The sequence below is a fragment of the Micrococcus sp. LASM2_SD2 genome (genome assembly GCF_057364565.1).
This window is the reverse complement of the sequence record NZ_JBNFOB010000011.1, coordinates 1-20,720: the sequence shown is the minus strand read 5'-3', so window position 1 is coordinate 20,720 and position 20,720 is coordinate 1. Positions and strand designations below refer to the sequence as shown.

At 72.2% G+C, this 20,720-nt stretch carries 19 protein-coding genes and 2 pseudogenes; 13 read left to right on the top strand and 8 right to left on the bottom strand.

The features are described 5' to 3' along the window. Positions 1-386: DUF3099 domain-containing protein (locus tag AC2W7A_RS01635; RefSeq protein WP_485989811.1), on the bottom strand; the 386-nt coding region annotated here is incomplete at its 3' end. Between the two features lie 234 nt (positions 387-620). Between AC2W7A_RS01635 and AC2W7A_RS01630 the strand changes: the two genes are divergently transcribed. Then, positions 621-1,364: a beta-ketoacyl-ACP reductase gene (locus AC2W7A_RS01630; protein ID WP_485989810.1), complete on the top strand. Its 744-nt coding sequence runs from the start codon at positions 621-623 to the stop codon at positions 1,362-1,364. 111 nt (positions 1,365-1,475) lie between these two features. Next, the gene (locus AC2W7A_RS01625) at positions 1,476-2,261 is read left to right on the top strand and encodes an SDR family oxidoreductase (RefSeq protein WP_485989809.1); all 786 of its coding nucleotides are present in this window, start codon (positions 1,476-1,478) and stop codon (positions 2,259-2,261) included. A 146-nt stretch (positions 2,262-2,407) separates the two neighbouring features. On the opposite strand, the gene AC2W7A_RS01620 is transcribed toward AC2W7A_RS01625, so the two are convergent. After that, the gene (locus AC2W7A_RS01620) at positions 2,408-2,764 is read right to left on the bottom strand and encodes an HAD family hydrolase (protein WP_485989808.1); all 357 of its coding nucleotides are present in this window, start codon (positions 2,762-2,764) and stop codon (positions 2,408-2,410) included. 28 nt (positions 2,765-2,792) lie between these two features. Beyond that, entirely contained in the window at positions 2,793-3,341 is a 549-nt protein-coding gene (locus tag AC2W7A_RS01615; RefSeq protein WP_485989807.1) for an HAD family hydrolase, read from the bottom strand. Between the two features lie 86 nt (positions 3,342-3,427). Here AC2W7A_RS01615 and AC2W7A_RS01610 point away from each other — a divergent pair, with 86 nt between their 5' ends. From AC2W7A_RS01610 to lplB, 7 genes and pseudogenes are all read left to right on the top strand, one after another. Next, a complete protein-coding gene (locus AC2W7A_RS01610; RefSeq protein WP_485989806.1) occupies positions 3,428-4,264 on the top strand; it encodes an ABC transporter ATP-binding protein in 837 nt (278 codons plus the stop codon). Further along, the gene (locus AC2W7A_RS01605; RefSeq protein WP_485989812.1) at positions 4,261-5,121 is read left to right on the top strand and encodes a sulfite exporter TauE/SafE family protein; all 861 of its coding nucleotides are present in this window, start codon (positions 4,261-4,263) and stop codon (positions 5,119-5,121) included. Before AC2W7A_RS01610 ends, AC2W7A_RS01605 begins: the two co-directional genes overlap by 4 nt. A gap of 128 nt (positions 5,122-5,249) precedes the next feature. After that, positions 5,250-6,111 (top strand): annotated as a pseudogene (locus AC2W7A_RS01600) (TrmH family RNA methyltransferase). Positions 6,112-6,202: 91 nt separating this feature from the next. After that, entirely contained in the window at positions 6,203-6,460 is a 258-nt protein-coding gene (locus tag AC2W7A_RS01595) for a type B 50S ribosomal protein L31 (protein ID WP_485989805.1), read from the top strand. Between the two features lie 229 nt (positions 6,461-6,689). Beyond that, positions 6,690-6,914: a hypothetical protein gene (locus AC2W7A_RS01590; RefSeq protein ID WP_485989804.1), complete on the top strand. Its 225-nt coding sequence runs from the start codon at positions 6,690-6,692 to the stop codon at positions 6,912-6,914. Then, a complete protein-coding gene (locus AC2W7A_RS01585) occupies positions 6,908-7,288 on the top strand; it encodes a hypothetical protein (RefSeq protein WP_485989803.1) in 381 nt (126 codons plus the stop codon). Before AC2W7A_RS01590 ends, AC2W7A_RS01585 begins: the two co-directional genes overlap by 7 nt. Positions 7,289-7,298: 10 nt before the next feature. Beyond that, complete coding sequence (lplB, locus tag AC2W7A_RS01580) at positions 7,299-8,363, top strand: lipoate-protein ligase small subunit (RefSeq protein WP_485989802.1); 1,065 nt, start codon at positions 7,299-7,301, stop codon at positions 8,361-8,363. Between the two features lie 164 nt (positions 8,364-8,527). On the opposite strand, the gene AC2W7A_RS01575 is transcribed toward lplB, so the two are convergent. From AC2W7A_RS01575 to glgC, 3 genes and pseudogenes are all read right to left on the bottom strand, one after another. Further along, positions 8,528-10,066 (bottom strand): ERAP1-like C-terminal domain-containing protein, encoded by a 1,539-nt coding sequence (locus AC2W7A_RS01575; RefSeq protein WP_485989801.1) that lies wholly within the window; start codon positions 10,064-10,066, stop codon positions 8,528-8,530. 136 nt (positions 10,067-10,202) lie between these two features. Beyond that, positions 10,203-10,820, bottom strand: a pseudogene (locus tag AC2W7A_RS01570) (M1 family aminopeptidase); the annotation flags it as partial. Between the two features lie 526 nt (positions 10,821-11,346). After that, the gene (gene glgC / locus AC2W7A_RS01565; RefSeq protein ID WP_485989800.1) at positions 11,347-12,585 is read right to left on the bottom strand and encodes a glucose-1-phosphate adenylyltransferase; all 1,239 of its coding nucleotides are present in this window, start codon (positions 12,583-12,585) and stop codon (positions 11,347-11,349) included. A gap of 101 nt (positions 12,586-12,686) precedes the next feature. On the opposite strand from glgC, the gene glgA reads away from it, so the two are divergent. Further along, positions 12,687-13,883 (top strand): glycogen synthase, encoded by a 1,197-nt coding sequence (glgA, locus tag AC2W7A_RS01560; protein ID WP_485989799.1) that lies wholly within the window; start codon positions 12,687-12,689, stop codon positions 13,881-13,883. A gap of 116 nt (positions 13,884-13,999) precedes the next feature. On the opposite strand, the gene AC2W7A_RS01555 is transcribed toward glgA, so the two are convergent. Both AC2W7A_RS01555 and AC2W7A_RS01550 read right to left on the bottom strand, forming a co-directional pair. Further along, positions 14,000-16,141 (bottom strand): acyl-CoA dehydrogenase family protein, encoded by a 2,142-nt coding sequence (locus tag AC2W7A_RS01555; protein ID WP_485989797.1) that lies wholly within the window; start codon positions 16,139-16,141, stop codon positions 14,000-14,002. Then, positions 16,138-16,836, bottom strand: a complete 699-nt coding sequence (locus AC2W7A_RS01550; protein WP_485989796.1) for a TetR/AcrR family transcriptional regulator — start codon at positions 16,834-16,836, stop codon at positions 16,138-16,140. Before AC2W7A_RS01550 ends, AC2W7A_RS01555 begins: the two co-directional genes overlap by 4 nt. 59 nt (positions 16,837-16,895) lie before the next feature. Here AC2W7A_RS01550 and AC2W7A_RS01545 point away from each other — a divergent pair, with 59 nt between their 5' ends. From AC2W7A_RS01545 to AC2W7A_RS01535, 3 genes are read left to right on the top strand one after another with little or no spacing between them, the layout of a single operon-like run. Beyond that, positions 16,896-18,257, top strand: a complete 1,362-nt coding sequence (locus AC2W7A_RS01545; RefSeq protein ID WP_485989795.1) for an acetyl-CoA C-acetyltransferase — start codon at positions 16,896-16,898, stop codon at positions 18,255-18,257. Between the two features lie 41 nt (positions 18,258-18,298). Further along, on the top strand, positions 18,299-19,657 hold the full coding sequence (locus AC2W7A_RS01540; RefSeq protein ID WP_485989794.1) for a 3-oxoacyl-ACP reductase: 1,359 nt from the start codon (positions 18,299-18,301) through the stop codon (positions 19,655-19,657). Positions 19,658-19,659: 2 nt separating this feature from the next. Continuing rightward, complete coding sequence (locus AC2W7A_RS01535; RefSeq protein ID WP_485989793.1) at positions 19,660-20,535, top strand: MaoC/PaaZ C-terminal domain-containing protein; 876 nt, start codon at positions 19,660-19,662, stop codon at positions 20,533-20,535. Positions 20,536-20,720 lie beyond the last annotated feature (185 nt).

Genomic DNA, 20,720 nt, shown 5'->3' with positions numbered 1-20,720 from the left:
CGCACCCGGGGGGCAGGGCGAGCGGCTCCTCCACGACCTCGCCGGCCACCACGTCGTCCCTCCGGGTCCGAGGGAGCGGGCTCGGAGGGCTCCGCGGCCAGGGGTGTGGCCGGCGGTGCGGCGGACTGCAGGCTGCCCGCGGCGTAGGGGCGGGCGTTGTTGGAGCCGACGACGGCGATGTACGGCAGGATCGCCGCGGCGGCGAAGAGGACGATCTGGAGCCAGCCGTGGGCGAAGAAGGCGCCGATGAAGCAGGCGGTGCGGATGCCCATCTGGATCAGGTACTTCCGCATGCGCTCGTCGCGGTCCACGGACTGGGCCTGCGGGGCCGTGGTGACGGACTGGACGGCGGCGGGACCGCAGGGGCCGGTGGTGGTCGCGGCCATGGTCGGCCTCCCTCCGGACGGTGCTGACGATCGGGCTCGGACAGGCGTCCATTGTCTCACGTCGGCCGCCACGTAGAGTGGACCCGTACGCCCGCGTGACGGATGCCACCGTGCGACGCTCCCACCGCCGGCGGCGGCACCGGGCCTCGCGGCAGGCCGTCCGACGGCGGGCGTGGACAGACGTCACCGAACGCGCGGCCCGCGGGCCGGCGCAGGATGCAAAAGGAGCGGAGCATGGCCGCAGAGAAGACCGCCGGGACCGAAGAGCAGCCCACGGGCCGCAGCGTCCTGGTCACCGGAGGCAACCGCGGCATCGGCCGCTCCATCGCCGAGGCGTTCCTGGCGAACGGGGACCGGGTGGCGATCACCTCCCGCAACGGCGAGGGCCCGGAAGGCGCCCTGGCCGTGGCCTGCGACGTCACGGACGCCGCCTCTGTGGACGCCGCCTTCACGGAGGTGGAGCAGGCCTACGGACCGGTGGAGGTGCTCGTGGCCAACGCCGGCATCACCAACGACCAGCTGCTGCTGCGCATGTCTGAGGAGGACTTCACCTCCGTGGTGGACACCAACCTCACCGGCTCCTTCCGGGTGGTGCAGCGCGCGACCAAGGGCATGATGCGCCTGAAGCGCGGCCGGATCGTCCTGGTGTCCTCCGTGGTGGGCCTGCTGGGCTCGCCCGGCCAGGTCAACTACGCCGCCTCCAAGTCCGGCCTGGTCGGCATGGCCCGCTCCATCACCCGCGAGCTCGGCTCCCGCGGCATCACGGCCAACGTGGTGGCCCCCGGGTACATTGACACCGAGATGACCCAGGGCCTGGACGAGGACCTGAAGAAGCAGTACAAGAAGTCCATCCCGGCCGGCCGCTTCGCGCAGCCCTCCGAGGTCGCGGACGTGGTGACCTGGCTGTCCTCGGATCAGGCCGCCTACATCTCCGGCGCCGTGATCCCGGTGGACGGCGGCCTCGGCATGGGTCACTGACCCCCGGTCCCGGCATCACCGGGCACACCACGCCACCGGGCACACCAGACACTCTTCCGCGCCGGCACCCGTGACGGGCCCCGGCGCACCCGACACCACCCAGGAGGGAACATGACCGAGAACACCACCGCCGCCGGCGCGCAGGACCTGGCCGGCAAGGGAGCGGTCGTCACCGGCTCGTCCCGCGGCATCGGCGCGGAGACCGCACAGCTGCTGGCCGCCCGCGGCGCCGGCGTCGTCGTCAACTACCGGCAGAAGGCCCCGCGCGCGAACAAGGTGGTCAAGGCCATCGAGGAGGCCGGCGGCCGCGCCGTGGCCGTGGGCGGGGACGTCACCTCGCCCCAGGACCGTGCCGCGCTGCTGGACGCCGCCGTGGAGAACTTCGGCTCGCTGGACGTGCTCGTGCTCAACGCCTCCGGCGGCATGGAGTCCCAGTTCGGCGAGGACTACGCCATGAAGCTCAACCGGGACGCCCAGGCCGCCCTGGCGGACGCGGCCGTGGATCGCATGTCCTCCGGCGGTCAGATCGTCTTCGTCACCTCGCACCAGGCGCACTTCATCGACGAGGTCCCGACCATGGACTCCTATGAGCCCGTGGCCCGCTCCAAGCGCGCCGGCGAGGACGCCCTGCGCGAGCGGATCCCGGTCTTCGCGGAGAAGGGCATCGGCTTCGTGGTGGTCTCCGGGGACATGATCGAGGGCACCATCACCGCCACCCTGCTCAACCGTGCCGAGCCCGGCGCCATCGAGGCCCGCCGCGAGGCCGCCGGCAAGCTCTACTCCGTGGAGGAGTTCGCCGCCGAGGTCGCCTCCATGGTCGGCCGCACGGACCTGGAGGTCGGCCACACCGAGCTGGTGGGCGGCGCCCGCGACTTCCTGGACCGCCAGCAGGGCTGAGCCCCTCCCGCACGGTGTCGGCAGCGCACCATGCCGCACGACGATCAGCCCCGCACCTCACGCGGTGAGGTGCGGGGCCGTCCGTGGTCCGGTCCTGATGTCCTGACCTGACGACGGGCCGTTGAGAGCGCCGCGGCGGAGAACCGTCAGAGCCCGAGCATCCAGCGCACGACGGCCAGGTGCGGCACGTCCACGCAGGCGTCGGCCACCTTCCGCAGGGCGGGCTTTCCGCAGAGTGCGACGCCGCAGCCGCTCGCGGTGAGCAGGTCGATGTCGTTGGCGCCGTCGCCGCAGCCGATCGTGCCCAGCAGCGGCATCTCGGCCTCGGCGGCCCATTGCCGCAGCATCTGCTCCTTCACCGCGCGGTCCACCACCGCGCCGGCCACCCGGCCCGTGAGGTGCCCGTCGGCGACCTCGAGCTCGTTGGCGCAGTACCCGGTCAGGCCCCAGGCGGCCGCCAGCGGGGCCAGCACCTGGGTGAACCCGCCGGAGACCGCATACATGCGCCGCCGGCGCCGGTGACCGCGGCGATCAGGTCCTGGGCCGCCCGGGGTCGGCCGTACCGGCGACGACCTCCTCGACCACCGAGACCGGCAGGTCCGCCAACGCCTCCACGCGGGCGTGCAGGGACTGGGCGAAGTCGAGCTCGCCGCGCATGGCCCGCTCGGTCACCTCGGCGACCTCGGCCTCACGGCCGGCGTGGGCGGCGAGCAGCTCGATGACCTCGTCCTGGATCAGGGTGGAGTCCACGTCCGTCACCACGAACGGCACCGGAGCGGACACCACGTCCGCGGGGACCCGCACGGCGGCCCAGCCGGTCGGTGCCTCGGCCGCGGCCGCCCAGGAGTCGGACTGCCAGCGCCAGCCCTCGAGTGCCGTGCCGCCGTCGGCCGGTGCCGTCAGGTGCTCGGCGTGCGCGGGCACACCGCTCGGCCGCTTAGGGAGGCCACCGGCTCCCGGGGCCGCGGCACGGACCCCGCCGCGGGCGGGCGCGGCGGCGGACTCGGCGAGGGGTGCTCCCGAGGGGAGGGGGCCGTCGTCGGGAAGGGGGCGGTAGATCACGTCACGGACCTGGCTCATGGGGCCGATCCTAGGCGCGCGGCGGGCGCTGCGGCCCCGTGCGTCGCACCGGGGTCCGCATGCCGGAGGCCACTACAGTGGTCCGCATGACCACCGACTCCTCGGATGCCCTCCACGCCGACGACCTCTTCACCCCGGACGAGGACGCCGTCCTGCAGCTGCGCGGGGTGACCGTGCGCCGTGGGACGAAGAACCTCGTCGAGGACGTGGACTGGACCGTCCGCGAGGGCGAGCGCTGGATCATGATGGGCCCGAACGGCGCCGGCAAGTCGACCCTGCTCCAGGTCGCCGCGGCCCGCATGCACCCGACCACCGGCGACGTCGGCATCCTGGACGAGGTCCTCGGCGCCGTGGACGTGTTCGAGCTGCGCCCGCGCATCGGTCTGTCCTCCGCCCAGCTGGCCCAGCAGGTCCCGGACGAGGAGAAGGTACAGGACGCCGTGGTCACCGCCTCCTACGGCGTGACCGGCCGCTGGCGGGAGGAGTACGAGTTCGAGGACGAGGGCCGCGCCCTGGGCCTGATCACGCAGTGGGGCCTGTCCCGGCTGGCGCACCGCCGCTTCGGCACGCTCTCCGAGGGCGAGCGCAAGCGCGTGCTCATCGCCCGCGCCCTGATGACGGACCCGGAGCTGATGCTGCTGGACGAGCCGGCCGCCGGCCTGGACCTGGCCGGTCGCGAGAAGCTCGTGGCCCAGCTGGCCGAGGTCGCGGAGGACGACTTCGCGCCCGCGCTCGTCCTGGTCACGCACCACCTCGAGGAGGTGCCCCCGGGCTTCACCCACGCCCTGCTCCTGCGGGAGGGACGGGTGGTCAAGGCCGGGCCGATCGAGCAGACCCTCACCGAGGAGCACCTCTCGGCCGCATTCGGCATGGACCTGAAGGTGAGCGTCAAGGACGGCCGGTACGCGGCCGTTGCCGCCTGATGGAGCTGCTGGGTGCGGACGTGCTGGGGCTGGAGCTCTGGCAGGTCCTGGTGGTCCTGCTGGCCGGGTTCTGGGCCGGCACGATCAACTCGATCGTCGGCTCCGGCACGCTCGTCACGTTCCCGGTACTCGTGGCCGTCGGCTTCCCGCCGGTGACCGCGCAGATCTCCAACGCCATGGGCCTGGTGGCCGCCGGGTTCTCCGGCACGTTCGGCTACCGGCGCGAGCTGAAGCAGTCCCTGGGCGTGGTGCCCGTGCTGACCACCGCGTCCGTGATCGGCGGTGTGATCGGCGCCTTCCTGCTGACCGTGCTGCCGGAGAGGGTCTTCGAGATCGCCGCGCCCTGCCTGATCGTGGTGGCGCTGGGCTTCGTGGTCCTCCAGCCGCGCCTGAACCGGTGGGTGAAGGCACGCCGGGCCGCCGAGCAGGCCGAGACCGGGGGAGCGGCCATGCCCGCCGACCCGGCCGACGACGTCCCGCGCGGTCCGGTCTCCCCGCTGCTCTGGGCGCTGGTGTTCGGCGCCGGCGTCTACGGCGGCTACTTCGTGGCGGCACAGGGCGTGCTCCTGATGGGCATCCTGGGCGTGTTCCTCACCGGTCTGCTGGTGCACGCCAACGCCGTGAAGACCTGGCTGTCCCTCTGCGTGAACCTGGTGGCCGCGGTGTTCTACCTGCTCTTCGCGTTCGACCGGATCGACTGGGTCGCGGTGCTGCTGATCGCCGTCTCCTCGCTGGTGGGCGGCTCGGTGGGCGCGAAGATCGGCCGACGGATCTCCCCGACCCTGCTGCGCGGTGTGATCGTGGCCGTCGGCCTGGTGGGCCTGGTGGTCATGCTCGTCCGCCTGTTCGAGGGCTGACCGGGACCGTGGACGCCTCCGCCGGCACGGCTGCGCCGCTTCCCGACGACGGCCGCCTCCGGGTGCTCTCGTCTCGCCGGGACCTTCAGGTCCCGGGTCTCATACCGGAGCTGGCCCCCTACGTCTGCATGACCGATGCGGCCCTGCGCCGCGCCGCCGACGCCGAGCACGGGGTGTTCCTGGCCGAGTCCACCCCCGTGGTGCGGCGGGCCCTGGACGCCGGCTACAGGCCCCGGTCCTTCTTGGTGCCGCGCCGGTACCTGGAGTCGTCGGGGGTGCAGCTGACCGATGCGCTGGCCCGGTACCCGGAGGTGCCGGTGTTCACCGGGGAGGACGAGGTCCTCACCGCGCTGACCGGCTACCACCTGCACCGCGGCGCCCTGGCCGCGATGGAGCGCCCGGCGCCCCTCTCGGTGGACGCGGTCCTGGCCGGTGCGCGGAGGGTGCTCGTGGCCGAGGACCTCACCGATCCGACCAACCTCGGCGCGATCATGCGCTCCGCCGTCGCCCTGGGCTGGGACGGACTGCTGCTCTCCCCGCGTGCGGCCGACCCGCTCTATCGGCGCGCGGTCCGCGTGTCCATGGGCACGGTCTTCCACCTGCCCTGGGCGCGGGCGGAGGCCTGGCCGGGCGAGGCCCGGGGCAGTGCCCCGGCGGCGACGTCGGTGACGGCCGTGGCGGAGGCGGGGCGCCGCGGTGCCCGAGACGGCCCGGGACGGCCTGGAGATGCTGTACCAGGCCGGCTTCGCCGTCGTCGCACTGGAGGTGACGGACGAGGCCGTGGACCTGGACGACACGGCCCTCGCATCGCTGCGACATGCTGAACGGGTGGCACTCGTGGTGGGCGCCGAAGGGCCGGGCGTCCGTGCGGAGACCCTCGCGGTGTGCGATGCCCACGTGAAGATCCCCATGCCCGCCGGCGTGGACTCGCTGAACGTGGGCGCGGCCACCGCGGTGGCACTGTGGGAACTGCGGTCCCGTCCGGTATAGTGGTGCGCTGGCCGTGCCTGCCGTACGGTTGACAGATTTCACCTCTCGCGCGCTCTGGCCAAAACCAGGGGCACTGAACGAAGGACTTTCCATGAAGGCTGACCTGCACCCCGAGTACCGCTACGTGATCTTCAACGACCTCGCCTCCGGCGAGAAGGTGCTGACCCGCACCACCGCGAACTCCGAGAAGACCGCTGAGTGGGAGGACGGCAACACCTACCCGGTGATCGACGTCGAGATCTCCGCCGCCTCGCACCCGTTCTACACCGGCAAGCAGCGCATCATGGACACCGCCGGCCGCGTCGAGCGCTTCAACGCCCGCTTCAAGGGCTTCGGCGGCAAGAAGTGATCTGAGGCGGCTCCCGCCGCCGTCCTTGATCCGCGAAGGGTCCGTCTCCCGGGAAGCCGGGGGCCGGGCCCTTCGTCGTGTCCGGGCGCGTGGCGGTGTCCGGGGGCGTCGCCGGTCCCGGCTCGCCGCAGTCATCACCCCGCACAGGAAGCGGAGCGCTCGGCGCCCTCCACTTGGGTGACTGCATGGACCGTCCCGCCGTGCCCTCCGGTGCGCCCGGCGCACCCTCGTGGCCGGCATCGGATTCCTGGCCACCTGTGCGTTCACCGGCGGGGACGGGATGTCCTGGCGCACCTGGTGGGTGGTCATGGGGATCCTGACGCTGCTCACCCTGCCCGGGGTGCTGCTGCAGGTGCCGTCGGACCCGTCCGAGCACGCCGTGGACGTGCGGGCCGGGGCGCGGCGCATCGGGGCCACCGTGCGCGCGGCGTCGCTGTGCGCCCGCTCGTGCTGACCGGCCTGGTGACGATGGGCGTCACCACGATGGTGCTCTACGCGGTGGACTGGACCCGGGTGTCGGCCGGGCCGTGGCTCATCGTGCTCGTGGCCGCCCTGTTCTCCGGGGTGGGCGGCACCATCCCGTCCGCCCTGACGCGCGTGGCCGTGGACGTGGCGCCCCCGGGCGGATCGGGTGGGGCGGTGATCGGTGTGCTCACCCACGTGTTCAACCTCTTCAACTTCCTGGGCCCCGTGGTGCTGGCCGCCATCACGGACGCGGCCGGCGGCTGGCACCCGTCCTGGACCCTGACCGTGGGCGCCTCGGTGCTCGGGCTGCTGGTCGCCTGGCCTGTGCTCTCCCCGCGACGGCTGGGCGGATTCGAGCGATAGGCTCGAACGCATGAGCACCCAGCATCACGGCCAATACAAGGTCCTCGGCGGCAAGCTCGTGCGCGTGGACCTCACCGTCCAGGACGGCACCGTCACCGTCGCCAGCGTCAACGGGGACTTCTTCCTCGAGCCGGACGAGGCACTCGAGGACATCAACCAGGCGCTGGTGGGCCTGGCCGAGGACACCGAGCACACCGTCATCGCGCAACGGGTGCAGGCCGCCATCCGCCCGGACGCCCAGCTCTTCGGCTTCGACGCGGACGCTGTGGCCACCGCCGTGCGCCGCGCCGTCGGCCGGGCGACCACGTGGGAGGACCACGAGTGGGAGGTCATCGCCCCGAGCCCGCTGCCGATCCACCAGCACGTGGCCCTGGACCAGATCCTCACCGAGGACGTGGCCGCCGGGCGACGGAAGCCGCTGATGCGCCTGTGGCAGTGGACCGAGCCGGCCGTCGTGATCGGCGCCTTCCAGTCCCTGGCCAACGAGGTGGACGCCGAGGGCGCCGCGGCCCACGACATCCACGTCATGCGCCGCATCTCCGGCGGCGGGGCCATGTTCATGGAGGCGGACAACTGCGTCACCTACTCGCTGTCGCTGCCGCGGTCCCTGGTAGACGGCATGAGCACCGAGGAGTCCTACCCGTTCCTGGACGACTGGACCATGGACGCCCTCTCCCGGGTGGGAGTGGAGGCGTTCTACCAGCCGCTCAACGACATCGCCACGCCCCAGGGCAAGATCGGCGGGGCGGCCCAGAAAAAGGTCGGGGCGGACGGTCTGCTCCACCACGTGACCATGAGCTATGACATCGACGCGGACAAGATGACCCAGGTGCTGCGCATCGGCCGCGAGAAGCTCAAGGGCAAGGGCGTGGCCTCCGCGAAGAAGCGGGTGGACCCGCTGCGCCGCCAGACCGGCAACATGACCCGCCCCGAGATCTGGGAGGTCATGATGCAGGTCTTCGAGGAGCGTTACCGCGCCACCCGTGTGGAGCTGGACCGTCAGACCCTGGACCGCGCCCAGGCCCTCGCCGAGGAGAAGTTCCTTACCGAGCGGTGGCTGCAGCGCGTGCCCTGATCACCACAGAATGAGGGGGAGACACAGTGTTGAGGCCGTGCCTGCGCACCGTGTCTCTCCCCCCCCCCCTCACGTCGTGGGCGGTCGTCCTGCACCGCAGACGGGCGGCCCGCCGCCTTCTCTGGAAAGGCGACGGGCCGTCGTCGTGGTGCAGGCCGATCTGCTCAGAGGTGGTGGAGCTCCTCCTGGCGGGACTGCACCCGCAGGGACCGGCGCAGCGAGTCGGTGTGCTCCACCATGAGGCGGCGCAGTGCGCCTGGGGCGTCGGGGTGGTCGTCGATCCAGGCCTGCGCGGCGGCCAGCACCGGGTGCTGCTCCTGCGCGGCCTCATCTCCCTCCACGGCGTCCTGGTGCAACGGGAACAGGCCGGAGATGGCGCGTGAGGCCAGCCCGTTGGACCGGGAGGACCACAGCTGCTCGAGCTCGCCGAAGAGTTTCTGGTCGTAGCCGGAGGTGAGGGCGGCGTCGCCGGTGGCGAAGCCCTCGGCGGTGGCCGAGAGCAGGTCGTTGGACAGCGGCGTGCCGTCCGCGTCCACACCGGAGATCACGGCGTCCCAGGCGGCCTGCTTGCCTGCGGCGTCCGGCAGGGCGTTCACGGCCAGGGTGTGGCTCACCACGGTCTTGGCGGTGCGCTGTTCGGCCAGGGCCGCGTCCAGACCGGCACGGTCGATCCGGCCGGTGGCGGCCAGGGCCTGCAGCACGAGCCAGCGGATCTCGGTGTCCACGGCCAGCCCCGGGGCGGCGGTCTCCGCATCCTGCAGCAGGGCCTGCTCCACCTGCACGGCGAGCTCGGCGTCCTTGCGTGCCACCAGGCCCAGGACACGGGCGGCGGAGCGCTGGCGGTCCGAGCCGGCCTCCAGCTCGGCCACGTGCCGCAGCAGCAGCGCGCCCAGACGGGAGCGCAGCTCGTGACGCTCGCCCGCGGCCGCGTAGAGGGACACGGCCGAGGCGGCCTGGGTCAGGACCTGGGTGTAGACGGCCACCGGGGTGATGGTGTCCGCCAGCTGCTCGACGGCGGCCACGAACGCCGGGACGGACAGCTCGCCGCCGCGCACCATGGCCCACAGCGAGGCCCACACCGTGGCTTGGGCCAGCGGGTCGGCGATGCGGTGGGTCAGCACGGCGTCCAGGGAGACGTCGTCCAGGGACACCGCGGCGTAGGTGAGGTCCTCGTCGTTCGGCAGGACCAGGCGCACGCCGTGCTCCGGCACCTCCAGGCGGGTCAGCGGCGTGCGCTCCACGCCCTCGGCCACGTCCACGGACATCTGGCCGGTGCGCATCAGCGCCCCGGAGGCGTTGGGCTCGTACACGCCCACCTGCACCACGTGCGGGCGGCGGATCGGCTCGCTGGTGGTGGGGTCCTCGCCGGACTGCACCAGCACCGGGGTGCCGTCCACGATCTCCACGCGCAGCCTCGGGACGCCGGCGGTGTGCAGCCAGGCGTCGGCCCAGGCGGACATGTCCCGGCCCGAGGCCGCGGAGAGCACGGCGAGGAAGTCCTTCAGCTCGGCGTTGCCCCAGGCGTGGCGCTGGAAGTAGGTGCGGGCGGCCTGCTCGAAGGCATCCCGGCCCACGAAGGCCGCCAGCTGCTTGAGCACCGAGGCGCCCTTGGCGTAGGTGATGCCGTCGAAGTTCTGACGGGCGGCCTCCAGGTCCACGATGTCCGCCACGATCGGGTGCGTGGTGGGGTACTGGTCCTGCACGTAGGCCCAGGCCTTGCGGCGGGAGGCGAACGAGGTCCAGGCCTCCGTGAAGCCGGCGGCCTCGGCCGAGCAGGGTGCCCATGTAGTCCGCGAAGGACTCCTTGAGCCAGAGGTCGTCCCACCACTTCATGGTCACCAGGTCTCCGAACCACATGTGGGCCATCTCGTGGAGGATCGTGTTCGCACGGCCCTCCAGCTGGGCACGGGTGGGGGCGGTGTCATGGATGTAGTGCTCGGTGAAGGTCACCAGGCCCGGGTTCTCCATGGCGCCGAGGTTGTACTCCGGCACGAAGGCCTGGTCGTACTTGCCCCACTCGTACGGCACGCCGAACATGCCGTGGAAGAAGTCCATGCCGTTCTTCGTGATCTCGAAGACGGCCTCGGCGTCCATGTGCTCGGCCAGCGTCTGCCGGCAGAAGATGCGCAGGTCCACCGGGTCCGCGCCGGTGGCCTCGTGGCCGCCCCAGCGGTCCTCGAACACGGCATACGGGCCGGCGAGCAGGGTGGTGATGTACGTGGACTGCGGGCGGGTGGCCCGGAAGGCCACGGTGACCGAGCCGTCGTCGTTCTGCCCACGGGAGGTCTCCACGCCGTTCGAGGCGAGGACCCAGTCCGCCGGACCGGTGAGGGAGAACGTGAAGGAGGCCTTCAGGTCCGGCTGCTCGAAGTTCGGGAACACGCGGCGGGCATCGGCTGGCTCGTACTGGGTGTACAGGTAGGTCTGGCCGTCCGCCGGGTCCACGTAGCGGTGCATGCCCTCACCGGAGCGCGAGTACAGGGAGGTGCCGCGCACCACCACGGTGTTCTCCGCCGCGAGCCCCGGCAGGCGCACCCGGTTGCGACCCGCCACCTCGGCGACGTCCAGCGGCTCCCCGTTCAGCTCGACCGACTCGACGGAGGCGTTGATCCAGTCCAGCCAGGTCTCGGCACCGGGCTCGGCGCAGGAGAACTCCAGGCGGGCGGTGACCGGGTAGGCCTCGGCGGCGGCGTCCGCGGCGTTGCGGACGTCCACGGCCACGTCATAGGAGCTCACGGTCAGGGCGTCCGCGCGGGCACGGGCCTCGTCACGGGTGAGCGCCGCAGTGTCCCAGTCCGGGCGCGGCTCAGCAGATGCATGGGTCTCAGACATGTGCCTATCCCATCACATGCACGCCCCGCGCGCCGAGGACCTGGGACGAGGACCCGGGCCGAGGACCTCCACCGGACGCGCGGACGGCGCCCGCCTCCGCGCCGGAGGCGAGCGCCGTCGTCGTCCCCGTGCGGGGACCGCCGGAGGCGGTTCAGGCCGGGACGGCCTGGTTCTTCGAGATCACCGTGAGGCCGGACTCGGTCACGGTGAAGCCACGGGCCTCGTCCTCGGCGCGGTCGAAGCCGATGCGCACGCCCGGCGGGACCACCACGTTCTTGTCCAGGATCGCGTTGCGGACCTGGGCGCCCTCGGAGATCACCACCGAGTCCAGCACCACGCACTGCTCCACCCAGGCCTCGTTGAGGATGCGGCAGTCCGTGGACACCACGGACTGCGCGACCGTGCCGCCCGAGACCACCACGCCCTGGGCGAGCAGCGAGTCCACCGCGGTGCCCGGACGCTTGGACGCCGAACGCACCAGCTTCGCCGGCGGGGACACGGACTGGCGGGTGTACAGCGGCCAGTCCCGGTTGTAGAGGTTGAACTCCGGCACCGGCTGCACCAGGTCCATGTGCGCGTCGTAGTAGGAGTCCAGGGTGCCCACGTCCCGCCAGTAGTGCTGGCCGGACTTCGCCCCCGGGACCTCGTTGGTGGTGAAGTCGTACACGCCGGCCTCGTCCCGGTCCACGAACCAGGGGACGATGTCCCCGCCCATGTCATGGTCCGAGCCCTCGTCCTCCGCGTCCCGGTTCAGGGCCTCCACGAGGGCGTCCGCGTCGAAGACGTAGTTGCCCATGGAGGCCAGGAAGGATTCGGGGTCGTCCGGCAGGCCGGGGGTGGAGTCCGGCTTCTCCACGAAGCGGGCGATCCTCGTCCGGTCCTGCTCCGCCGTCTCGATCACGCCGAACGAGGACGCCATGGACAGCGGCTGGCGGACGGCCGCCACCGTGGCCTTCGCCCCGGAGGAGATGTGCTGGTCCACCATCTGCTGGAAGTCCATGTGGTAGACGTGGTCCGCACCGATCACCACCACGATGTCCGGGCGGGCGTCCTGGATGAGGTTCATCGACTGGTAGATGGCGTTGGCCGATCCGAGGAACCAGTCCTTGCCGCGGCGCTGCTGAGCGGGCACCGAGGCGACGTAGTTGTTGAGCAGGGTGGACATCCGCCAGGTCTCGGAGATGTGGCGGTCCAGCGAGTGGGACTTGTACTGGGTCAGCACCACGATCTCGCGGTACCGCGAGTTCACCAGGTTGGACAGGGCGAAGTCGATGAGCCGGTAGGCGCCGCCGAACGGCACGGCCGGCTTGGCGCGGTCCGCGGTCAGCGGCATCAGGCGCTTGCCCTCACCTCCGGCCAGGACGATCGACAGGACCTTCTTCTGGACCATGGACGCGGGCTCCCTTCCTGCTCGCTCACGAGGCCGGCGCAGCACCGGCCTCCGGTAGCGCCAGACTATCCGCCCTGGTCGGCCTGGACTAGGTTGGAGGCGTGCGCATCGACATCGTGAGCAAAGAGTTCCCCCCGGCCGTCTACGGCGGAGCCGGCGTCCACGTCGCGGAGCTGACCCGCGTCCTCGCCGCCCGCGCCGACGTCCGCGTCCACGCCTTCGGAGATCCCCGCGACGCCGACTTCCACGGGGCCGAGGTGCTGACCTACCCCACCCCCGAGGGCTTCGACGGGACCAACGGCGCCGTCCAGACCCTCGCCACCGACCTGACCATGCTCGAGGCGTTCGCCGGCGCCGACGTCATCCACTCCCACACCTGGTACGCGAACATGGCCGGCCACCTCGGCGGCCTGCTGCACAACGTCCCCCATGTGCTCTCCGCCCACTCCCTGGAGCCGCTGCGCCCATGGAAGGCCGAGCAGCTCGGCGGCGGGTACCGGGTCTCCAGCTGGGCCGAGTCCACCGCATACCACGCCGCCGACGCCGTGATCGCCGTGTCCGAGGGCATGCGCCGGGACATCCTCAAGTGCTACCCGGACGTGGACCCGGCCAAGGTGCACGTGGTGCACAACGGCATCGACACCGAGCTCTGGACCCCGCAGACCTCCCAGGACGCCCTGAGGAAGCACGGCATCGACCCGGACCGTCCGTCCGTGGCCTTCGTCGGCCGCATCACCCGCCAGAAGGGCGTGCCGCTGCTGCTCAAGGCCGCCCTGCAGCTGCCGGCAGAGGCCCAGCTGGTCCTCTGCGTCGGCGCCCCGGACACCCCGGAGCTGGCGAAGAAAGTCGAAGGCCTGTTCGCCGAGCTGCGCGAGCAGCGGGACGGCGTGGTGGTCATCGAGGGCATGCTGCCCCGCCAGGAGGTCATGGAGATCCTCTCCCAGGCCACCGTCTTCGCCTGCCCGTCGATCTACGAGCCCCTGGGCATCGTCAACCTCGAGGCCATGGCCTGCGGCACCGCCGTGGTCGCCACGCGCGTGGGCGGCATCCCGGAGGTCGTGGACCACGGGACCACCGGCCTGCTCGTGGACATCGAGCAGGTCGACGACGGCACCGGCACCCCCGCGGACGAGGAGGCCTTCGTGAAGGACTTCTCCGCCTCCCTCACCCAGGTCCTCGCCGACCCGGAAAAGGCCGCGGCCATGGGCGAAGCCGGCCGCACCCGCGCCATCGAGCACTTCTCCTGGGAGACCATCGCCGAGCGCACCCTGGAGGTCTACGAGACCGTCGTGCGCTGACCCCGCGTGCCGGATCCGGGCACTGGACCCGGACACAGGCCGACGGCGCCCACCTCGTGGAGGTGGGCCGCCGTCGTCGTCTCCCGGCCGCCCCGAGGGGCCGACCGGGGTGGGCGTCAGCCCGCGTTCTTCCTCGCGGAGTCACGCTTCGCCGCCTTCTCCCGGGCGCGCAGCGTGCGCTCGTGCACCGGGGCGTCGCCGGAGGCAGCGAGCTCGGCGTAGTAGGCGTGGGCCTCCTCCTGGCGCTCGCGCTCGGCATCCGTGGTGATCTCCATGCGCAGGTGCTCCGGCTCCAGCCCGTAAGCCTCCACCAGCTCCTGCGCGAACGGGCGCAGGCGCTCGGCCAGGCGGTTGATGTAGCCGCGCAGGGCACGGGCGCGCTGGGAGGACACGCGTCCGTGGGAGACGTACCAGCCGAGGTCGTCCTCCACGGTGCGCAGGGCGAAGAGGTCACGCAACCAGGTCAGGACCGTACGGGTGTGCTCGTCCTCGATGCCCTCCACCACCCGGGTGAAGGCCTCCCACTGCAGCAGCGCGGCGTGGTCCCCGGCCACCTCGATCAGCTCCTGCTGACGGGAGTTGAACGCCGCCGCCTGCACTGCACGGTCCTTGCCACGCACCTTCTGCAGCGTGCCGGCGATGTCCGCGGTCTTGGAGCGCACCCGGTCCGCCAGCAGGTGCTGCTGCACCTCCGGGTCCTTGAACCAGTTCGCGGAACGGCGCTCGTCCGAGCGGTCCGAGACGGACTGGACCACCTTGTGCAGGCCCACCCGGAGCAGGGCCTCCGAGGCCTGGCTTGCCACGTACTTGGACACGGCGCCCACGTCCAGGCGGCCGAACTCCTTGGAGTAGTCCGTGAGCAGGCGTTTGCCCACCAGCTGCAGCAGGACGTTGTTGTCGCCCTCGAAGGTGACGAAGATATCCAGGTCCGCGCGCATCTGGGTGACGCGGTTGCGTGCCATGAAGCCCATGCCGCCGCAGGCCTCGCGGGCCTCCTGCAGGGTGTCCAGGGCGTTCCAGGTGGTGGTGGGCTTCACGGCGGCCGCGAGCGTCTCGAGCTCCTCGCGGTGGTGCTCGGTGTCCCCGCGGCCGGAGAACACCTCGTCGAACTTCTCCAGCAGCTCGTTCGAGGAGAACGCGTCCGCGTAGGCGCGCGCCAGGCGGTCGATCAGGCGGCGCTGGTGGTTCTGGTAGTCCATCAGCACCTCCTCGCGGTCCGGAGAGGATGCGTTGAACTGGCGGCGCTGGTTGCCGTAGGTGATGGCGCCCTGCAGGCCCAGGAAGGAGGCGCCCGTTGCGGACAGGGACAGGGACACGCGGCCCTGGACCAGGGTGCCGATCATCGTGAAGAACCGGCGGCCCGGGGAGGCGATGGGGGAGGAGTAGGTGCCGTCGGCGGCGACGTCCCCGTAGCGGTTGAGCAGGTTGGTGCGCGGGATGCGGACCTGCGTGAAGTGCAGCCGGCCGTTGTCGATGCCGTTCAGGCCGCCCTTGAGGCCGTCGTCCTCGCCGCCGACGCCCGGCAGGAAGTTCCCCGCCTCGTCACGGATCGGCACGAAGAAGCAGTGGACGCCGTGGTTGACGCCCTTGGTGATGAGCTGGGCGAAGACGGTGGCGGCACGGCCGTGCAGCGCGGCGTTGCCCAGATAATCCTTCCACGCGCCCTTGAACGGGGTGTGGACCACGAACTCCTCGGTGGCCTCGTCATAGGTGGCGGTGGTGCCAATGGAGGAGACGTCCGAGCCGTGCCCGATCTCCGTCATGGCGAACGCGCCCGGGAGCCTCAGGGACAGGGCGTCCGGCAGCCACCTCGCGTGGTGCTCCTCGGTGCCCAGGTGGAGGATCGCCGAGGAGAACAGGCCCCACTGGACGCCGGCCTTGATCTGCAGGGAGGGGTCCGCGGTGAAGATGTCCGAGAACGCGGCCACGGAGGCGCCGTGGGCGTCTTCACCGCCGAACCGCTTCGGGAAGGCGCGGGCGATCGCGTCGTTGTCCACGAGGATCCGCAGCTGGTCCAGCACGCGCTCACGGTGCTCATCCATGCCGAGCAGCGGGTCGCGGTGCAGCGCGGGGTCCTTCATGAGGGCGCGGGAGGCGCGGCGGGCCTCGGCCCACCGGCCGAGCAGCGCCTCCTGCAGGGCGGCGGAGTCGAGGCTGCCGGCCTCCGGATGCTCGGGAGCGATCTGGTCCACGTCTCCGGGGACGGAGTCGACCGTGTCGATAACGGGGATGCCGGCGGTCTGGTCGGTGGCGGTCATGGCGTGCTCCTGTTCGTGGGGGACGGGGTGGTGAGGGTGGATCCGGCGAGGCCGTGAAGCAGCCAGCCGGTGATCTGGGCGGCGGTCTCCTCCGCGGTGGCGCGGTGCGCGGAGCCCGAGGCGGACAGCCAGCACTCGCCCGCGGCGCGGACCAGACCCAGGGCGGCGGTCGGCCACAGCAGCAGCGGATCGCCCGCGGCCGGGGAGGCCAGCCCCTCGAACGCCAGATGGGTGCGCAGGCGCTCCTCGAGGGCCTCGTGCATGCGCTCGAAGAACCCGTGGAGGCCGTGCTCGTCCGACGGGTCCTCGCCGCCCTGGGGGGACTGGACGGAGAAGGCGTAGACGTGCGGGGACGAGTCGGCCATCCGCAGGTAGGTCTCCACCATGGCCCCCAGGGCCAGCCGGGGGTGCTCGGAGGCCTCGACCGCCTCGAGGAGACGGCGCTCCATCAGGGCGATGGCCTCCTGGGAGACCGCCTCCTGGAGCCCCGCCTTGTCTCCGAAGTACCGGTAGAACACGGACTTCGAGGTGCCGGCGTGCGCCGCGATCTCCTCCATGGAGGCGTGCGGGCCGAGGTCGTGGACGGCCTCTCGGGTCGCGCGCAGCAGCGCGCGGCGACGCCGGCGGCGGTGGTCGTCCCAGCGGGCATGGCGCCCGTCGCGCAGGGTTGATGTGTCTGACTTCACGGGACGCATCGTATCAGGTACGCTCGGTAGCGGAAACAGTCCCCTCGTGTCCGTCCGCCGCGCGGCGGATGCGCACCGCCCCCTCGAAGGAGCCCGTCGTGAACGTCACCGACGCCACCGATCCCCGTCCCGCCGTCGCCGGAGGCCCGCTGCGCAAAGCCGTCGTGGTGGGGGGCAACCGCATCCCGTTCGCCCGCGCCCACACCGCGTATGCGGACGCCTCCAGCCAGGACATGCTGACCGCCGCGATCGAGGGACTCGTGGCCCGCTGCGGCCTCCAGGGCGAGCGGCTCGGCCAGGTCGCCGCGGGCGCCGTGCTGAAGCACCCCCGCAACTTCAACCTCACCCGCGAGTCCGTCCTCGGCTCCTCCCTCTCGCACGACACCCCCGCCATGGACCTGCAGGTCGCCTGCGCCACCGGCATGGAGGCCCTCGGCCTCCTCGCGGACAAGATCCGCCTCGGCCAGATCGATTCCGGCATTGGCGGCGGCGTGGACTCCATCTCCGACTCCCCGATCTCCGTCTCGGACGGCCTGCGTCGGGTGCTGATGCGCCTCAACACTGCGCGCACCGCCAAGGAGCGCCTCGCCGCCCTCAAGGACCTGCGGCCGGGCCACATCGTCCCGGAGCCGGCCGGCGCCGGGGAGCCGCGCACCGGCCTCGCCATGGGCGAGCACCAGGCGCTGACCACCCACCAGTGGGGCATCACCCGCGCCGAGCAGGACGAGCTGGCCCTGGCCTCGCACCGGAACCTGGCCGCCGCCTACGACTCCGGGTACATGGACGACCTGGTCACACCGTTCCGCGGCCTGTCCAAGGACAACAACCTGCGCGGCGACTCCACCCTGGAGAAGCTCGGCAAGCTGAAGCCGGCGTTCGGCCGCCACCTGGGGGAGGAAGCCACCATGACGGCTGCGAACTCCACCCCGCTGACGGACGGCGCCTCCGCCGTGCTCGTCTCCTCCGAGGAGTGGGCCGCCGAGCACCGCCTCCCGGTCCTGGCCGAGTTCGTGGACCACGAGATCGCCGCCGTGGACTTCGTGGACGGGGACGAGGGCCTACTCATGGCCCCGGTCTACGCCGTGCCGCGCCTGCTCGACCGCCACGGCCTGACCCTGGGGGACCTGGACTTCATCGAGATCCACGAGGCCTTCGCCGGCACCGTGCTCTCCACCATGAAGGCATGGGAGGACGAGGAGTTCTGCCGCACCCGTCTCGGCCTGGACGGCGCCTTCGGCAGCGTGGACCGCGCCAAGCTCAACGTGTACGGCTCCTCCCTGGCCGCCGGCCACCCGTTCGCCGCCACCGGCGGGCGCATCACCGCGCTGCTGTCCAAGATGCTCCACGAGAAGGGCGAGGGCTCCCTCGGCCTGATCTCCGTGTGCGCAGCCGGCGGCCAGGGCGTCGTCGCCCTGCTCCGCGGCCGCTGAGCCGCCCCGACCGTCGAGAACGACTGACAAGGACTGATCTGATGAACGACCCCTACGGCACCTTCGTCGACTCCGCCGTCGGCAAGCGGCTCGCCAAGGCGCTCGGCCTGCCGATGCCCGTCCGGCTGCGCCGCCACACTCCGGGTGCCCCGCTGCTGGAGGGCCCTGCCCTCGTCCTCGGCGGCACCCCGGCCGCCGAGGCCGCCGCCCGTCTGCTCGCCGGCTGGGGCGTGGAGGTCCAGACCTCCCGCACCGAGGCCGGGAGGTATGCCGCGGTGGTGGCCTGCTTCGACGGCATCGACTCGCCGGCCGCGATCGGCGAGACCGCCCTCGAGCTCGGCGGCACCCTCCGCGGGCTCGCGAAGAACTCCCGCGTGGTCACCGTGGCCGACTCCCCGGAGGCCGACTCGGCGACCGGGCAGCCGGCCGTGCGCGCGGCCCGCCAGGGCATCACGGGACTGACCCGGTCCCTCGCCCACGAGATGCGTGCCGGCGGCACCGCCAACGGCATCCAGCTCGGCGACGGCGTCACCCTGGACGCCCCGGGCGCCGCCGGCGCCCTGCGCTTCCTGCTCTCCGGCCGCTCCGCCTACGTGTCCGGCCAGTTCCTCCCGGTCACGACGACGGACGGTCGCCTCCCGGAGGACGCCGACCGTCCGCTGGCGGGCAAGGTGGCCGTGGTCACCGGCGCCGCCCGCGGCATCGGCGCGGCCATCATCCGCACCCTGGCGCGCGACGGAGCGACCGTGGTGGGTGTGGACGTCCCCGCCGCCGGCGAGTCCCTCACCTCCGTGGTCAACGAGCTCGGCGGCACCGCCCTGCAGCTGGACATCACGGCCGAGGACGCGGGCGCCCGCATCCTCGAGCACTGCCGCAGCCGCCACGGCCACATGGACATCGTGGTGCACAACGCGGGGATCACCCGGGACAAGATGCTGGCGAACATGGACGCCGCCCGCTGGGACTCCGTCCTGGCGGTCAACACCCTGTCCCAGCTGCGCATGGACGAGGCGTTCCTCGCCGAGGACGCGCAGGACGTGGTGGGCGAGGGCCTGCGCATCGTCACCCTGGCCTCCACCTCCGGCATCGCGGGCAACCGCGGCCAGACCAACTACGCCACCTCGAAGTCGGGCGTGATGGGCCTGGCCGCCGCCACCGCACCGCTGCTGGCCGCCCAGGGCGGCAGCATCAATGCCGTGGCGCCGGGCTTCATCGAGACCGAGATGACCGCGAAGATCCCGCTGCTCACCCGCGAGGTCGGCCGGCGCATCAACTCCCTGAGCCAGGGCGGCAAGCCGGTGGACGTGGCCGAGGCGATCGCCTTCCTCGTCTCGGACTCCGCCGGGGGCACCAACGGCACCACGCTGCGCGTGTGTGGCCAGGCGATGATGGGGGCCTGAGCATGACCGAGCTGCAGACCATGCCGTCCCTGGGGGCCTGCTACCGCGCCGCGGTGGGCCTGGCCGCCAAGGACGCCGTGACCAAGCGCCGCCGTCCGCAGGACGTGCCCGCCGAGGCGGTGGTCGTGCGCGGCCATCGCATCACCGGGGAGTCCCTGGACGCCTACCGCCGACTGCTCGGCACCGGCGAGCCGGAGTCCGTGCCGTCCGTGCTGGTCCACATTGAGGCCTTCCCGGCCGCGATGCACCTCATGGCGGACGAGGCCTTCCCGCTGCCGCTGATGGGCATGGTGCACCTGACCAACACGGTGGAGCACCGTCGCCCCGTGCCGGTGGACGTCCCCCTGGACATCACCGCGCGGGCCTCCGAGCTGGTCGCCCACCACGCGGGCACCGCGGTGGACATGACCGTGACCGTGACCGACCCGGAGACCGGGGAGGTCCTGTGGGAGGGCGTCTCCCGGTACCTCGCCAAGGGCGTGCACCGCGGCGAACGCCCGGAGCGGCCTGCCCGCGAGGACTTCACCGCCCCGCGCATGACGGGCCAGTGGCGCCTCGACGGGGGAGCGGGCCGGCGGTACGCCGCGGTCTCCGGCGACTACAACCCGATCCACCTCACCGGCCCGTCGGCCAAGCTGCTCGGCATGAAGGGCTCGATCGCCCACGGCATGTACCTCGCCGCGCGGATGCTCGCCGGACGGGAGCCGGGCGGCGCCGGCTTTCGCTGGGAGATCGTCTTCGACGCCCCGGTCCTGCTGCCGGGCACGGTCGCGGTGGCCTTCTCGCACCCCGCCGAGGGCCTGACCGAGGTCACCGGCTGGAATGCCCGGAAGGGCCGCCGGCACTTCACCGGCCTGATCGACCCGATCCGCGCCTGACCCGACTCCACTCGCACCGGAGCCGCCCCCCCCCGGGGCGGACGACGGCCCCCGTCACCACAGACCGTGGGGACGGGGGCCGTCGTCGTGAAGGCCGAGGAAGGCGCGGCGACGAGCCTGGGCGAGGAGCACCGGAGTGCACGGGCGAGCCGGCCGGCGCCGGCTCAGAGCCCGGCCACGGCCGC

Bases quoted from the DNA above. Each gene is read 5' to 3' on its own strand.
- AC2W7A_RS01625 (WP_485989809.1), top strand. From the start codon at position 1,476: ATGACCGAGAACACCACCGCCGCCGGCGCGCAGGACCTGGCCGGCAAG.
- AC2W7A_RS01620 (WP_485989808.1), bottom strand. From the start codon at position 2,764: ATGTATGCGGTCTCCGGCGGGTTCACCCAGGTGCTGGCCCCGCTGGCG.
- AC2W7A_RS01630 (WP_485989810.1), top strand. From the start codon at position 621: ATGGCCGCAGAGAAGACCGCCGGGACCGAAGAGCAGCCCACGGGCCGC.
- AC2W7A_RS01545 (WP_485989795.1), top strand. From the start codon at position 16,896: ATGCGCACCGCCCCCTCGAAGGAGCCCGTCGTGAACGTCACCGACGCC.
- glgC (WP_485989800.1), bottom strand. From the start codon at position 12,585: ATGGTCCAGAAGAAGGTCCTGTCGATCGTCCTGGCCGGAGGTGAGGGC.
- AC2W7A_RS01540 (WP_485989794.1), top strand. From the start codon at position 18,299: ATGAACGACCCCTACGGCACCTTCGTCGACTCCGCCGTCGGCAAGCGG.
- AC2W7A_RS01550 (WP_485989796.1), bottom strand. From the start codon at position 16,836: ATGCGTCCCGTGAAGTCAGACACATCAACCCTGCGCGACGGGCGCCAT.
- AC2W7A_RS01615 (WP_485989807.1), bottom strand. From the start codon at position 3,341: ATGAGCCAGGTCCGTGACGTGATCTACCGCCCCCTTCCCGACGACGGC.
- AC2W7A_RS01595 (WP_485989805.1), top strand. From the start codon at position 6,203: ATGAAGGCTGACCTGCACCCCGAGTACCGCTACGTGATCTTCAACGAC.
- AC2W7A_RS01535 (WP_485989793.1), top strand. From the start codon at position 19,660: ATGACCGAGCTGCAGACCATGCCGTCCCTGGGGGCCTGCTACCGCGCC.
- AC2W7A_RS01555 (WP_485989797.1), bottom strand. From the start codon at position 16,141: ATGACCGCCACCGACCAGACCGCCGGCATCCCCGTTATCGACACGGTC.
- lplB (WP_485989802.1), top strand. From the start codon at position 7,299: ATGAGCACCCAGCATCACGGCCAATACAAGGTCCTCGGCGGCAAGCTC.
- AC2W7A_RS01610 (WP_485989806.1), top strand. From the start codon at position 3,428: ATGACCACCGACTCCTCGGATGCCCTCCACGCCGACGACCTCTTCACC.